Source organism: Peribacillus sp. Aquil_B1, assembly GCF_022603275.1.
Lineage (GTDB): Bacteria > Bacillota > Bacilli > Bacillales > DSM-1321 > Peribacillus.
Genome location: NZ_JAKXEE010000001.1, coordinates 1395605 through 1409697 on the forward strand (window position 1 = coordinate 1395605; position 14093 = coordinate 1409697).

General features: G+C 37.7%; 13 protein-coding genes and 1 pseudogene. 10 read left to right on the forward strand and 4 right to left on the reverse strand.

Going from position 1 to position 14093, the window contains the following annotated elements:
• Positions 1-75: 75 nt before the first annotated feature.
• On the forward strand, positions 76-1518 hold the full coding sequence (locus tag MPH60_RS07065; protein WP_241590239.1) for an aldehyde dehydrogenase family protein: 1443 nt from the start codon (positions 76-78) through the stop codon (positions 1516-1518).
• A gap of 63 nt (positions 1519-1581) precedes the next feature.
• A complete protein-coding gene (locus MPH60_RS07070; RefSeq protein ID WP_241590240.1) occupies positions 1582-2613 on the forward strand; it encodes an aromatic ring-hydroxylating oxygenase subunit alpha in 1032 nt (343 codons plus the stop codon).
• A gap of 162 nt (positions 2614-2775) precedes the next feature.
• On the opposite strand, the gene MPH60_RS07075 is transcribed toward MPH60_RS07070, so the two are convergent.
• Positions 2776-3222, reverse strand: a complete 447-nt coding sequence (locus MPH60_RS07075) for a DUF5392 family protein (protein WP_241590241.1) — start codon at positions 3220-3222, stop codon at positions 2776-2778.
• A 460-nt stretch (positions 3223-3682) separates the two neighbouring features.
• On the opposite strand from MPH60_RS07075, the gene MPH60_RS07080 reads away from it, so the two are divergent.
• Positions 3683-4063 (forward strand): hypothetical protein, encoded by a 381-nt coding sequence (locus tag MPH60_RS07080; protein WP_241590242.1) that lies wholly within the window; start codon positions 3683-3685, stop codon positions 4061-4063.
• Positions 4053-4523 carry a hypothetical protein gene (locus MPH60_RS07085; protein WP_241590243.1) on the forward strand — a complete coding sequence of 157 codons (471 nt, stop codon included), beginning with the start codon at positions 4053-4055 and terminating at the stop codon, positions 4521-4523. The genes MPH60_RS07080 and MPH60_RS07085 overlap by 11 nt, the downstream gene beginning before the upstream one ends.
• A gap of 293 nt (positions 4524-4816) precedes the next feature.
• Here MPH60_RS07085 and MPH60_RS07090 read toward each other — a convergent pair whose 3' ends face one another.
• From MPH60_RS07090 to MPH60_RS07100, 3 genes and pseudogenes are all read right to left on the reverse strand, one after another.
• Entirely contained in the window at positions 4817-5392 is a 576-nt protein-coding gene (locus tag MPH60_RS07090; RefSeq protein WP_241590244.1) for a hypothetical protein, read from the reverse strand.
• 17 nt (positions 5393-5409) lie between these two features.
• Positions 5410-5976 carry a membrane-spanning protein gene (locus tag MPH60_RS07095; RefSeq protein WP_241590245.1) on the reverse strand — a complete coding sequence of 189 codons (567 nt, stop codon included), beginning with the start codon at positions 5974-5976 and terminating at the stop codon, positions 5410-5412.
• Positions 5977-6069: 93 nt separating this feature from the next.
• A pseudogene (locus MPH60_RS07100) lies at positions 6070-6393 on the reverse strand (GerAB/ArcD/ProY family transporter); the annotation flags it as partial.
• 1111 nt (positions 6394-7504) lie between these two features.
• On the opposite strand from MPH60_RS07100, the gene MPH60_RS07105 reads away from it, so the two are divergent.
• The 6 genes from MPH60_RS07105 (at position 7505) to MPH60_RS07130 (ending at position 13996) form a co-directional block, all read left to right on the forward strand.
• Entirely contained in the window at positions 7505-7858 is a 354-nt protein-coding gene (locus MPH60_RS07105; RefSeq protein WP_241590247.1) for a GNAT family N-acetyltransferase, read from the forward strand.
• 689 nt (positions 7859-8547) lie between these two features.
• Positions 8548-10236, forward strand: coding sequence for a spore germination protein (locus MPH60_RS07110; protein ID WP_241590248.1), 1689 nt, complete (start codon positions 8548-8550; stop codon positions 10234-10236).
• 25 nt (positions 10237-10261) lie between these two features.
• Entirely contained in the window at positions 10262-11449 is a 1188-nt protein-coding gene (locus MPH60_RS07115; RefSeq protein WP_241590249.1) for a Ger(x)C family spore germination protein, read from the forward strand.
• 6 nt (positions 11450-11455) lie between these two features.
• Positions 11456-11689, forward strand: coding sequence for a hypothetical protein (locus tag MPH60_RS07120; protein ID WP_241590250.1), 234 nt, complete (start codon positions 11456-11458; stop codon positions 11687-11689).
• A gap of 13 nt (positions 11690-11702) precedes the next feature.
• Positions 11703-12788: a GerAB/ArcD/ProY family transporter gene (locus MPH60_RS07125; protein ID WP_241590251.1), complete on the forward strand. Its 1086-nt coding sequence runs from the start codon at positions 11703-11705 to the stop codon at positions 12786-12788.
• Between the two features lie 221 nt (positions 12789-13009).
• Positions 13010-13996, forward strand: coding sequence for an SIS domain-containing protein (locus tag MPH60_RS07130; protein WP_241590252.1), 987 nt, complete (start codon positions 13010-13012; stop codon positions 13994-13996).
• The last annotated feature ends 97 nt before the right edge of the window (positions 13997-14093 follow it).

Consider the following 14093-nt stretch of genomic DNA (forward strand, 5'->3'; position numbering starts at 1 on the left):
TATCCATTTAGAAGTTTCCGGTTATAAGTAAACCTATTATATAAAAGTAGAAAAATAGAATACGGAGGAAATCGTATGCGTTACTTAAATTATATTAATGGAAAATGGAAAGAACCCACTACAGGGGAGTATAAGGAAAATCTTAGTCCCCATAATGGTGAAAATTTAGGGGAATTTCCATCAAGTGCTGAGGCTGATTTACATGATGCAGTGGCAGCCGCAAAAAATTCATTTCCAACTTGGAAAAAGCTGTCTTTTCAGCAACGGGCTTCATACTTGCAGAAAGCAGCAGATATTTTGAAAAAAAATATTCAGGAAGTAGGTCAAGATTTGATAAAGGAAGAAGGGAAAACATTCTTGGAAGGGATGGGGGAAGCCAATCGTGCTGCCAGCATACTTGAATATTATGCTGCTGAAGCCCGGCAGCCAATCGGGGAAGTAATTCCTTCAGCAAATGCCCATACATTTTTATACACTACCCGTACCCCGCTAGGTCCGGTGGGGTTGATTACACCATGGAACTTTCCTATCGCCATCCCTGTATGGAAATTGGCGCCGGCCCTGGTTTACGGGAATACAGTCGTGATTAAGCCGGCTGATCTCACACCTAAGTCAGTCTATCATGTGATGAAAGCATTTGATGAGGCGGGTCTACCGTCTGGTGTCATCAATTGTGTATTCGGTAGGGGTTCCGTCATTGGTGCTGCGTTAGTGGAACACCCAGATGTGAAGGCCATTTCTTTTACCGGCTCGAATCAAGTAGGCCAGCAGATTCAAAAACAAGCCATTGAGCATGGAAAGAAAGTGCAAGCGGAAATGGGAGGGAAAAACCCGCTTGTCGTCCTTGCTGATGCTGACCTTGAAAAAGCAGTGGAAATAGCGATAGGAGGAGCTTTTAAATCCACAGGGCAAAAATGCACAGCCACTAGCCGGGTGATTGTGGAAGAAGGAATTTATGATGTATTCCGGGAACGGCTTGTCACGCGTACGAAAGAATTAAAAGTGGGCGACCCGCTCAAAGAAGAAACATATATCGGTCCCGCTGTATCTAGATCACAACGCGATGGCGTGCTTGAAATGATCGATGTTGGGAAATCAGAAGCTACGCTGTTGTGTGGAGGGGATGTTCCGGCAGAAGAGGAATTGGCGAACGGTTTTTATGTCCGTCCGGCTATCTTTGAAAATGTTCCACAACATGCCCGCATTGCACGTGATGAAATCTTCGGACCAGTCATCGCCCTTTTTAAGGCCAGAAATTATGAGGAAGCAGTTAAGATGGCAAATGATACAGAGTATGGATTGAGCGCAGCAATTTGTTCAAACAATTTAACGTTGGCTCAGCGGTTTATTGAAGATGTGGAGGTGGGGCTTGTTCATGTCAATTCGGAAACAGCTGGAACCGAACCGCAAATGCCATTTGGCGGATGTAAAAATTCAAGTACAGGCAGCCGTGAACAAGGGAAGAGTGCCGTTGAATTCTATACAGAGGTCAAGACAGTCTATATGGATCGGGTATAACTAAAATGGTACCAAGCATTTATAAACTTTTAAATTAGATGATAATCAGGAGGGATTTTCAATATGTCTATTAAAGAAAATGTTCAGTTCAGCCCTACACTCCCTTATTCACGGTATGTCGAACCAGAGGTATTCAATGAAGAAAGAAAAAAAATCTTTAGAAAGAGTTGGATATTAGCTGGGCATGCAAGCCAAGTTGAAAAAGTAGGCGATTTCATGACAATAGACATCGCAGGAGAGCCTATTATCGTTTCTCACGGTACTGATGGTGAACTGCGTGCTTTTTACAATATTTGCCCTCATCGCGGAATGAAAGTAGAAAACTCCGATAAAGGAAATAAGAAAATTTTACAATGCGGATACCATGGGTGGACGTTCAAATTAGATGGAAGTGTGCATAGAGCCCCTAATTTTAAAACGAATGAACTGGGAATACACAGCTGTATGAAATCCATTCGCTTAGAAGTTCAGAATGCCATGATTTTTGTCAATCTAGATAAAAATGCACCTTCTATGGCAGAAGCATATCAGGAATTTTTAGAGGAAATGAAAGAGTATCCCTTCTTTGATTCACTGAAACTAGTTAGGGAAACCAGGCGTGTAGTAAAAGCTAATTGGAAAGCCGTTGTTGACAATTACCTTGAATGTGATCATTGTTCCATTGCTCATCCTGGCTTTGCAAAATCCTTTGATTTATCAAACTTTTGCACAACGACACATGACAAATTCACCTATCAATATATGACAGCAAGTAAGAATGGCGAAGGTGACCAAGCGCGTTTTTATTGGGTTTGGCCAAATATGATGATTAACGTTTATCCAGGAGACGGGAATGTGAATACCATCCAAGTAATTCCTGTTGATGCCGTGACGTCGTTAGGTATTTATCGTGATTATTCCCTCAATGAAAAAACAACCATAGAAAAAGAAGAATATTTTAAATTTGTTGATCAAGTACGGCAGGAAGATTTTGAACTAGTGGAAAAACTGCAAAAAGGATTAAGTTCCGAGGCATTTACAAATGGTATCTTTTCTCCAACTGAACATGCTGCAGTCTATTTTCATGAACTTATTGATAAAAAGCTCCAGAACTAACAACTGTGCTGTTGCCGATGGAATGCACTTAATAAAGAAACGTGAAACAGAGAATTTTTGAATTTAATAGCCTAAGCAACCAACCAGTGTGGTCCGGCAGTTTAGGATCACACTGGTTGAGTTGTTTTTTAGTGCTGAGTTTTTTGCTTATTTCAACCGATATTATTCCGGGTGTGAGGAATTGTTCTTCCATTGTTGTTCTTCAGCAAGAAACTCAAAAAAAACATTCATGGCAGTAAGCGGATGCTCGTTTACTCTTTTAAAGTAATTACTTTTTCTGGCATCTGTTAAATAGCTGCTTTTTTTGATTCTATCCAACATATATTTTTGACTCATCTTCACTATTTCTTTTTGGTTATGTTTGTTTTCTTTTAATAAGGCAAACCCTACAGCTCCCACCAAAGCATAAATACCAAGTGCGATTTTCGAGATGGGTAAAGATTCGTTCTTAAATAAAAGGAAAAAAAGATTAATGATGGAAAAGCCTATCATCACCGTCGAAAAAAAACCGTATTTCATATTTTTCTTCAACAAGGGGGATAATTTTGATTGAAGTTGTTCGATTTCGGCCTGCATGAAACTGGGTATATTATTTATTTTAATATTCATTGTATCCTCCTTAATATTGTTCAAAAATGGCACTGAAAAATCGTACCTATTCAATGAAACAGGAAAAGGAACCTTAATATATATCTTATCGTTTGGAAACGTGTTTGTCATTTAATATAACCCTTGGACTCTATTAAAGGGAAAAGGACAAGCAGTGATGTGAATAAGAATGCCATTTATACGTTTGAAATCCCAGTTAGACAGCGTTCTGGCAGTATGTTGCCTTCATACACTAACAATGCTATTAATAATGAATGGATTATGGTAAAATAGTCCTCAAATGGAAGCCGCATTTTTCGTTTTTTGATTATTAATAGTAATGGTTGGATTTGTCGCGCCTTTTTTTGTCATAAATACGTGACTATTGTGGTATTTAGTACTTTTAAATCGAGTTTTGGAACAAATCAATATATAATTAGAAAGCGAGATATTAGATTCAAAGATTAAGGAGGGACATAAAATGATGGAATGGGCTCTGATCATTTTGTTTGCTGCAGCAGTATTACTGTTCATTTTATCGTTTATTAAAAAGGATTCTGCAAAAGTGGACAGTCAATTGGAACAGCTTGCTATCACTTTTGGAGATGAAATGAATGTATTACAGGAAAAAATCAGGAACATCGAGATAGATGCTGAAATTACGGTGCAAGAGGCAGGCGTTCTGGCAATGTCTTCCGAAAAGCGAAACTTGTTGCGTGAAGTACTCGACCTACATAAGCGAGGCTATTCATTTGAAAGCATCGCACTGAAGACAAAACAGCCGGAAGAAGAAATTGAAAGCATGCTTACTCCTTACATAAAAACGAAGAATGAAAGGAGAAATGTGGCCAATGACATCTAAATCAATGCGCAGCTTTGCCGGAGGCCTTGTTGTTGCAGCAGGCTTATGCGGTGCAGTGTACTTCTTTGGTCCAGGAGAAGCGACCGGCACATCAGAGAAACCATCAGAAGATGAAATGAAAGAGTCTCTGGCTGCAGAAGGGTATGTCATCCATTCCGAAAAAGAATGGGAAGATCAAATTGCTGAAGCACAGTCGGTTAAAGATAAAGCGGAAGCGGAAAAAGAAACGGTAAAAGAACCATCAGAAAAAATCATATACCGTACAGTTCTTACTGTGTCTAAAGGCTCGACAAGCATCGATGTGGGGAAAAACCTGCAAAAGGCAAAAGTCATTAAAAATGCCAATGATTTTTTCGACGCGGTTGAAAAGAAAGGCAAGGCCAACGGATTACGACCTGGAACGTATGTCGTAGATAGTGCGATGACGACGGATAAAATAATTTCCATCATATTTAAATGAACATAAAAACGACCATCGATATGAGGGTCGCTTCAGACTGTAGACAAACTTGATGAAAATCGAGTTTGTCTACAGTCTTTTTATGGTTTGTACAATGAACGTTGTCTCCATGCATTCGCTTTTCCCGCAATCAACTTTGTTTATACGGATGAAACCCTCTTTAGATTGAAGAAATTTGCGAAACACCTGCAGAATAACTGGCTAGCCGAGACCTCGGAGACCTTTGCCTCGGAGGAGGCATGGCAGACAGTCGGCGGAAGGGAGCGGATTTCTTCAATCAACTGAAATTTTTTTTATGTTTTCTTTAACTTAATCGTTGTCCGCACTCCGGCCCACACTGCAATGATAAGACCTCCAATAGTATCTGCGATTAAATCTATCATTGTATCTTTATTTCCTCCTCCTTGCAGTGTCATTCCGAATAATTGATCAGAACTAAATTCGTAAATCTCCCAAATGACACCACCAAGTGCTGAGAAGGAGAGGGTAAACAAAAAGACAAACCAAGGGGATATCTCTTTGCCTGCATTTCTGTATACCAATCGTTCATATAAAGCAATTCCCGTAAAAGCTAGAAGGGAACCGCTTAGTAAATGTAAGAGTGTATCCCACCATCCCAGTCCATACCAGCCTAAAATAGATCCTAAATATTGTGAAGCGAATAAGAAGATTAAATAGGAGATGATAATTGGCAGATTGAATTGAAGCTTGGTAAATAGGGCCAATAAAAGGGGGATTGCTCCACATACCACACCGCCTATCGAAACGAGTGACTTGAAAGTTTCATCGTCTGTATAGTAAAAAATAGATAAAGCTGCCATGAAAAGTACATACACTGAACTTAATGAAATAACTAGTTTACGATTCATATGAATACCTCTATAAATTATAATTTTGATTTTTGTACAATAGAATAAATGGAGATAAGCAGCCCGCCCGTAAGACCGAAAATTATATCGTACATGGTGTCTTTGTTACCGCCTCGCTGCATGGTATGAGTAAAAGTGAGATCTCCTACGAACTCATATATTTCCCAAAGAACTGTGGCAATGACTGAAAGTGAGAGAACAAAAAGAAAGGTGATCCACCTTGAAACATCTTTTCTCGCTTTTTGAGGAATGAATTGTTTATAAAGAGCAATTCCAACAAAAGACACGAAAATGCCTTTGTAGAAGTGAAGGCCAGAGTCCCACCATTTAAAATCTACATAAAAATTCGCGATTGACCCTAAAAATGTCGTACAGAAAATAAAAACATAGTAACCGATTATGATTGGAATGTTAAAAGGATTATTTTTAACAAACAGTAATAAAATGGGCAAGGCACTTACAAATATTCCCCCAAGGGCTACCATCCATCGGGAAGAATCATCTTTTATGAGGTAAAAGATGAGTAAGCCAGTCATGAATGCTATAAAAACCAGACTTAAAATGATGATTATTTTATGTTTCAATATACTCACCTCATTCGTAAATATTCATTAACCCCGACAATTTCGGACTTCTGGAATATTTTTATGTTGTTCTTTTAATCGTTTTGGTTATCATCATTGTTGGCTGCCATGGTTCTTATTAATGGTGTTTTTAAATTGAATGTTTTGGATATTGGCTTGAGGAATAATCGATACAAAAAAAATAGTCAGTAATATTAATACAGGTATGAATAATATTTCCAACGTGCGTGTAAAAGTTTCAATATCAAGTCGAACTGTAAAGATCACAACTGCAGCTAACAATATATTTAATGCTGCAAGTGGAGTATCGGGCATCCAAAAAGTTTCAATGAAATTCCCTGCATAGTAAATAGTCTCGGCAGCAGTTGTAAAAGACCAAATAAAAAATGTGAAATTGATCATCTTTCCTACTAACTTACCGAAACCTTTTCATTTATTTGATCTAATGGGATACCAGGATATAAATTTCCAACCCTGATGTAGAACCATACAAAAATTAATGCGATTCCTGTCCCAAATAATGCAGCAAGCGACGCATCCTGCTTTGCAAAACCAGCTAAAGGAGAAGGATTATGTAAAATAACCAGGCATTATTTTTCACCTTTATGTTTGTTCATTCCTTCTTAATACTCCATAGTTTTGGCTATTCATGTTCAAGCTATTCACACGGAAATTAATTTTGAATCGTCAGGCTTTTCTTCGGAAATCCATTCCCATTTCACTATTTGGGCTAAATGTTGCTGCTTTTTGTATTGTTCTTATTTCTTGGCTGTTTTCGTATACTTTGTTGCTAGTTACCAAGTAGTGCGGTGTGGTTGATTTCCCCTCCAGATGCTCGCTCTTCCGCTCCAATCAACCTTAAATCGTTTTGTTTTAAAAACAACAAATCTTTACGAAAAGAGCCTATTTCTTATTCCGGAATCAAAATCGAAAATAAACAACCTGTATTTTTAAATAAGTGTAAACCTCCTTATCTAAAGTGTGTATGGTATTTCTCAAATCCGAGACAAAATATTTAATTGTCAAACACATAGGAAAATAATTTATAAACGACTGATGGGTGAATAACGGAAAAAAACATGGCAGAATAATTTTACTTGTCCCACTTCCATTATGTAGCTTCTCCTAATGCTCCAAGAGAAAGTATTTAAATTCCCCCACATCATAATGTTTAGGAACTGAATATTTGATTTAACTGATACCTAATATTTTTCATCAAATCATCATTTGGTGAGGTTTTCTGATTAGCCTGCTTTGTTCCGTTAATTAAGGTAAAAATACAACAAAATAACGATTTGTATTAGCTTTGAGTTGGCGCGATTCTTGCATATTATTTATGTGTATATCTATGTGTGTATATTTAATAAATATGGAGAAAGGAGAAAAAAGGGAAACCGTTAGACACACAATTATTGAAAAAACATTAATTTGGTGTTTAATTTGCCTTGGTTATATGTCAGAAAGTTAATCTGGATTCATAAAGGGAAGGCGAAGCCATTAAACTTAAAAAAGTTAGGGGAATATAACTATGAAAATACCAGTGGAAAATATAGTAGAGTTAACTGTAGAACATCAATTTTTACAGGCTTATCCCATATTAAGTCAGTTGCGTACTGATTTGACTTTTAAGGAATATCTAGAATTATTAAATGATATGCGTAAGGAGGGGAAAAAGTTATTTGCTTTATATCATGATACGAGCATCGTAGCTTTAGCGGGCATTAGCTGGCGTGAAGATTCATATAATGAACGCTATGTTTATGTGCACGATTTGGTTACTGATGTAAATCATCGTCCTAGTGGCCTTGGATATAATCTGCTAAATTATATACATAATTGGGCAAAAGACCAGGGGGCTGAATATATTACATTGGAATCTTGAATTCGTGGTTTGTTACCATATATAGTCCGTCGCCATTCGCCTATTCAAAGGCAAGGTGCCTACACAAAAAATTAGTTGAAAGCATATTGAAACTCTGTGGAGAGAAATCTCTGCAGGGTTTTTCTTCATTTATCTTTTTACGTGCCCCTAAAACCATCCCATTTCATTCCACTTTGATCCAATAAGCAAAAATTAAAATCGTTCCCTCACGAAAATGTTGATAGATTATGCGAATATTGGCAATCTATGCATTTACTCATAGGATACTTGAACATTACTTCCAATAAATTTGATTAGTTGTGCTTCAGGATGCCTATAAACGGTTAGATGAGGAAACTGTCGCTAGAGGCAAGAAAGTTGAAGAGTAATAAAAGACAAGTAATATAAAAAATTGCCTTAAGGCAGTTTCATCGGAAAAAGCCTGTATCGAGGGTTGGATGTTATACCTACTGTATTGACTCCAAAAGAGAGGTTGTTACCGAGTTTGAAAGGATGGAGGAAGTGGCTAATGTCATTTAATTTGTAGAAAAAGCAGGTCCCAAAAGGTTCATATCCGAGGCATCTTCAGCAACCTTTCATTGAATTTTACTCTTGAAAATTAATTGCAATATATTTTACTTAGCTGGATATAATTGCAGCCAGGGTGAAAACATAATTTTAACAGGCTTTTGGTTATGAGGGGGTTAGCATTGAAATCTCGAGTTCCTATCCCATTGAGGAAATTAATTGAAGATAAACAATCAGTGAAAAGTAAAAAACAAGAAGCAGACCTAAAGCAAAGCAAAAATCCAAACTCCAGCAAAACTAAAAATCAAAACCAAAAACCGGTTCAAGCCCAAAACCGAAATAAAGACTCAAAAAAACATGAAACAAAACTTATCTCTTCTGACCTTCAATTTAATTTAGATCATATTAAGAAAATGGTAGGAAATAGTTCAGATATAGTTATAAGGGATTTTCAAGCAGGTAAAAATGGGCAAATTAAATTAGGCGTCGTTTATACAGATGGATTAACGGATTCAGCTTCCATCCAAGACTTCATCCTCGACACTTTGATGGTTGAAATACGGAATTCGGAGTTGGACGTAGCGGTCCTTAATCACACTGACTGTTTTGAAATGATAAAATCACATATTCTTCCTGTTGGGGGAATAGTGGAAATAAATGATTTTCAAAAGCTTTTTAACCATGTTTTATCGGGAGACACGATGTTATTGATGGACGGCTCCCCAAAAGGAATGGCACTCGGATCAAGAGATTGGGCCGATCGCGGAGTTCAGGAACCTTCCTCCCAAACGGTAGTAAGAGGACCAAAGGATGGCTTCACTGAAACGCTGCGAACAAATACCGCTTTAATACGACGGAGAATAAAAGATCCTAACCTATGGCTTGAAACAAAACAGATTGGAGAAAAAACGCAAACAGACGTAGCGATTATGTATTTAAAAGGTGTTGCCGATGATAAAACGGTTTCAGAATTGCAAAGCCGGTTAAATCGGATCAATATAGATGCGATTCTTGAAAGTGGTTACATTGAAGAGCTTATTCAGGATGAAGTATACACTCCTTTTCCAACCGTTTATAATACGGAACGTCCTGATGCTGTATCCGCTGCTATTTTAGAAGGAAGGATTGCGATACTGATTGATGGAACTCCGTTTGTCCTTATCGTTCCAGCACTGATGGTGCATTTTTTCCAGTCCAGTGAAGACTATTATCAACGGGCAGACATTGCAACATTAATTCGAGTATTACGGTACTTATCCTTTTTCCTTGCTTTGCTTACACCTTCACTTTATATTGCTGTCTCAACCTTTCATCAAGAAATGCTTCCTACTCCTTTACTCATTAGTCTAGCCTCACAGCGAGAGGGTGTTCCTTTTCCAGCTTTTGTAGAGGCGATGCTGATGGAGGTAGTATTTGAAATCTTGCGTGAGGCAGGTGTGAGGATGCCTAGGGCAATCGGTTCATCCATTTCCATCGTAGGTGCATTAGTTATTGGACAGGCTGCTGTCGAAGCAGGGTTCGTTTCAGCAACAATGGTTATCATCGTGTCCTTAACAGCCATCTGCAGCTTTGTGTTCCCAGCCAATAGTATGGCCATGGCTTTTCGGATGCTTCGATTCTTGTTTATGATCCTTGCCGCTACATTTGGGTTATATGGGATCATTTTGGGGCTGATCGTGATGGTCCTGCATTTAAGTAGCATACGATCTTTTGGTTTACCCTATTTAGCTCCAAATGCACCATTCATTTTACAAGATCAAAAAGACAACATCATTCGCATGCCGCATTGGTCATTATTAAAGCGGCCTCGTTTGATCAGTAAAAATGATACAGACAGAGGAGAAGTAAGTTCTCCTAAACCACCTAGATAAATTGATGAGATTATGAGGGTTTACGATGAAAAAAATGCTAAAGCTATTTTTAATGTTACCTATAATTTGTTTATCCGGCTGTTGGAGCAGCATTGAGTTGAACGAACTTGCCATCGTTACTGCCATGGGAATTGATAAAACGGAAGATGGGTATCTTGTAACCGTCCAAGTTCTAAATTCGAGTGAGCTGGCAGGTGATGCCCGATCTGGCCGCACGGAAGTTGTAACCTTCAGGAAGAGTGGAAAAACCATTTTTGAAGCCCTTAGAAGCCTATCAACTGATGTACCAAGGAGGTTATATGTCGCACATCTTCGTGAAATTGTCTTTGGTGAAGAAATGGCCAGGGCAGGAATTGCAAAACCTCTGGATGTCCTTTCCCGGCAAAAGGAGTTGCGTTCTGATTTCTATATGACCGTTGCGAAGGGGGCAACTGCTTATGAGACGCTTAATGTGCAAACGGCTCTTGAAAAAATACCGGCAAATAAAGTTTTTGACTCCTTGGAAAATTCAGAGAGAAGATGGGCGCCGACAAGGACGGTCACCTTGGATGAGCTGGTCAGCAGTATCGTCAGCAAAGGCAGACAGGCCATGCTAACGGGCATTATCGTTTATGGTGATCCCGAATCAGGAAGCAATGTTACGAATGCACAAGATATTTCTCCGAAGTCCGGCTTGCGCTTGGATTATCTTGGAGTATTCAAGAAGGATAAACTTGTCGGCTGGTTAAACAGGAACGACAGTAAAGGTGTTAGTTACATTACAGATCATGTGAAGTCCACTGCGGTAAATATTCCATGTGAAGGTGAGCAAATTACGGTCAACACGACTAGTTCAAAAACGAAAATCAAGGGGGAAATGGAAAAAGGAAATCCGAAAATTGATATAAATGTCACGTCAGAAGGGAGCATAGGTGAAGTAGAATGCACAATCGATTTAACCAAACCCGAAAAAATCGAAGAATTGAATAAAAGATACGCAAAAGACGTTAAAGATAAAATAGAAGGATCGATAAAGACGCTTCAAGAGAAGTATCAAAGTGACATCTTCGGTTTTGGTGAAGAAATTCATAGAACCGACCCTAAAGCATGGAAACGTTTAGAAGGAAATTGGGATCAGGAATTCGCAAATTTGGACGTAAATGTAACCGTTGAAGCAAAGATTCGCAATTTAGGCACCATATCAGAATCCTTCCAAAAAGAAATCGAGGAGTAAAGATCAATGTGGGCAATTATTGGAACAGTGTGTACTGGAGCTATTATTTCATTTTTTGAAATACCGCCCCTTATCAAAAAGAAATACTGGAAGGAAATGGTCATTTTCATTTCATTGCTTTTAGTTGGCATGACGTTGAGTATTTTAATTATCAAGGATATTACCATACCCACTCCTATAGATTGGATAACGAAAATATATAGTCCACTCGCTCATTTCATGGATCGCATTTTATCCTAGGGAGGTATCGAATATGCTCGAAAAAGGAAAAATCAGCTCTGGTGAATTTCTTATAATGGTCATCATATTCACCATAGGAGGAGCGATACTTACTTTACCTTCCGTACTTGTCTCTTTAGCGAAACAGGATGGCTGGATTGCCTATATCTTAGCTACTCTCATCGGTTTATGTTTCGTTTTCTTATTTACCCGGCTCGGATCACTTTACCCATCCATGACTTATATAGAAGTTAATGAAAAAATATTTGGGAAATGGATTGGGAAGCTCTCTGCGATCCTATTCCTATTATATTTATATTACCTTTCTTCAGCGTTACTTAGTGAAATTGGGAATTTTTTTTCAACACAGGTTCTGGTTGAGACACCTATGGAAATGATCATGATCTTGTTTATATTAACAAGCTTATTTGGTGCACGGCTAGGATTGGAAGTTATCTGCCGGACTGCATTAATCTTTTTTCCTTGGCTTGTACTGCTTCTTTTCATATTATTCGTATTTCTTATCCCGGATATCAAAATCGAAAATTTGCAACCTATATTTGAAGAAGGCATGAAACCGATATTGAGGGGATCATATCACTCTTTAGCATTGCCTTATGTTCAGCTTGTTTTCTTTTTAATGATCACTCCATTTGTAAACGAAAAGGCTAATGTGAAGAAAAACTTTTATTTAGGGACTATTTTAGGTGGCGGCGCTCTTTTCTTAGTGATCATTTTCAGTATCCTCGTATTGGGTGCTGAAAATACAGCGAGATTGACCTATCCTTCTTATAAATTGGGGATGAGGATAAGCATCGGTAATTTTTTTGAAAGGGTCGAGGTCATCGTGGCCTTCATTTGGGTTTTTACAGAGTATTTTAAGTTGACCATATGCTTTTATGGACTCGCTTTAGGAATAGCTCAATTGCTAGGATTAAAAAATTACAAAATCCTTCTATTCCCATTAGCTTTTCTAATTTTCACTTTTACCATCTTTTCGCATCCCGATATCGTGCATTATCAAAACTTTATGGCTACAGCTTGGACACCATTATCCTTAACGATTTGTTTTATTCTGCCATTGTTATTATTAATGGTTGGGAAAATCAGAAAAAAGTAAGAAGTGTATCACATTGGATGATTAAGTGGACGTTCAGTACATCTCTAAACAAATGAAAAGCTTGATGGGAAAAGAACTGAGATATAGTGGCTGACTGACTCAAGGAAAAGTAATAAGTAAAATATTCTGACAAATACATTGACGAAAGAAAGCTCATGATTTAATATAACAATATATAACATTACATAATGTTGTATATCAAATATTAAAGGAGTGGGAAAATGAGTAAATCGGTTATTAATGTAAAAAGTAATGTAAAAACAGTATTGGATCAATTAAAGGGTAGGAAAATTAACAATATTTATTTTGTAGCATGCGGGGGATCTTCTGCCATCATGTATTCAGCTAAGTATATACTGGATCGTGAAGCTGAAAATATAACTTCCGATCTATATAGTTCAAATGAGTTTATACATCGTAATCCACAACAATTAGGGAAGGAATCCTTAGTAATTTTATGCTCTATGTCTGGAACAACTCCCGAAACGGCAGAAGCGGCTAAGTTTGCAAAAAGTAAAGGTGCGTTTACAGTGGCATTAACGAACGAAACAGGATCACCATTAGCCCAAAATGCGGATCTTTTCATTAAATATGAATGGGGTAACGGTGTAAACGCCTTTGATACAAACCTGAGTGTTTTATATCAGCTAGTTTTTGGTGTACTTCATATAGCGGAAAACAATGAAAAGTTTGGAAAACTAGTATCAAGTTTAGAGAATTTACAGCCAGTGTATGAAAAAGCCCTGGTGCAAGAAGCTTCTAATGCAAGATTATTTGCGCAATCTCATGCAAAAGAACCTGTTATCTATACAATGGCTAGCGGTTCCAACTACGGGACAGCCTATTCTTTTAGTATTTGTATCTTAATGGAAATGCAATGGATACACTCACATGCCATTCATGCTGGCGAGTACTTTCATGGACCATTCGAAATTATTGACGAAAATGTACCGTTTATCATTCTATTGGGATTGGATGAAACAAGACCATTAGAAGAAAGAGCGTTATCCTTTTCTCAGCGTTATGGCAAAAAGCTAACGGTGCTAGATGCAAAAAAGTATGATCTTGATGGTATCGATGAAGAAGTAAAAGGATATATTGCACCGCTTATCTTAAATCGTGTATTGCGCCAATATGCAGAAGAATTAGCGGAAGCGCGTAATCATCCTTTAAGCAAAAGGCGTTATATGTGGAAAGTAGAATACTAATAGCTAGAGAAAACTTAATATTCTGTATATTTTATTTACGAATTATACTATAATGTTTTATAACATTATAGTATAATTTCCTGATGATAAAAGCATT

Excerpts from the sequence above, each read along its gene's own strand:
- MPH60_RS07065 (WP_241590239.1), top strand. The coding sequence starts at position 76 with ATGCGTTACTTAAATTATATTAATGGAAAATGGAAAGAACCCACTACA.
- MPH60_RS07125 (WP_241590251.1), top strand. The coding sequence starts at position 11,703 with ATGCTCGAAAAAGGAAAAATCAGCTCTGGTGAATTTCTTATAATGGTC.
- MPH60_RS07115 (WP_241590249.1), top strand. The coding sequence starts at position 10,262 with ATGAAAAAAATGCTAAAGCTATTTTTAATGTTACCTATAATTTGTTTA.
- MPH60_RS07070 (WP_241590240.1), top strand. The coding sequence starts at position 1,582 with ATGTCTATTAAAGAAAATGTTCAGTTCAGCCCTACACTCCCTTATTCA.
- MPH60_RS07075 (WP_241590241.1), bottom strand. The coding sequence starts at position 3,222 with ATGAATATTAAAATAAATAATATACCCAGTTTCATGCAGGCCGAAATC.
- MPH60_RS07130 (WP_241590252.1), top strand. The coding sequence starts at position 13,010 with ATGAGTAAATCGGTTATTAATGTAAAAAGTAATGTAAAAACAGTATTG.
- MPH60_RS07105 (WP_241590247.1), top strand. The coding sequence starts at position 7,505 with ATGAAAATACCAGTGGAAAATATAGTAGAGTTAACTGTAGAACATCAA.
- MPH60_RS07120 (WP_241590250.1), top strand. The coding sequence starts at position 11,456 with ATGTGGGCAATTATTGGAACAGTGTGTACTGGAGCTATTATTTCATTT.
- MPH60_RS07090 (WP_241590244.1), bottom strand. The coding sequence starts at position 5,392 with ATGAATCGTAAACTAGTTATTTCATTAAGTTCAGTGTATGTACTTTTC.
- MPH60_RS07080 (WP_241590242.1), top strand. The coding sequence starts at position 3,683 with ATGATGGAATGGGCTCTGATCATTTTGTTTGCTGCAGCAGTATTACTG.
- MPH60_RS07085 (WP_241590243.1), top strand. The coding sequence starts at position 4,053 with ATGACATCTAAATCAATGCGCAGCTTTGCCGGAGGCCTTGTTGTTGCA.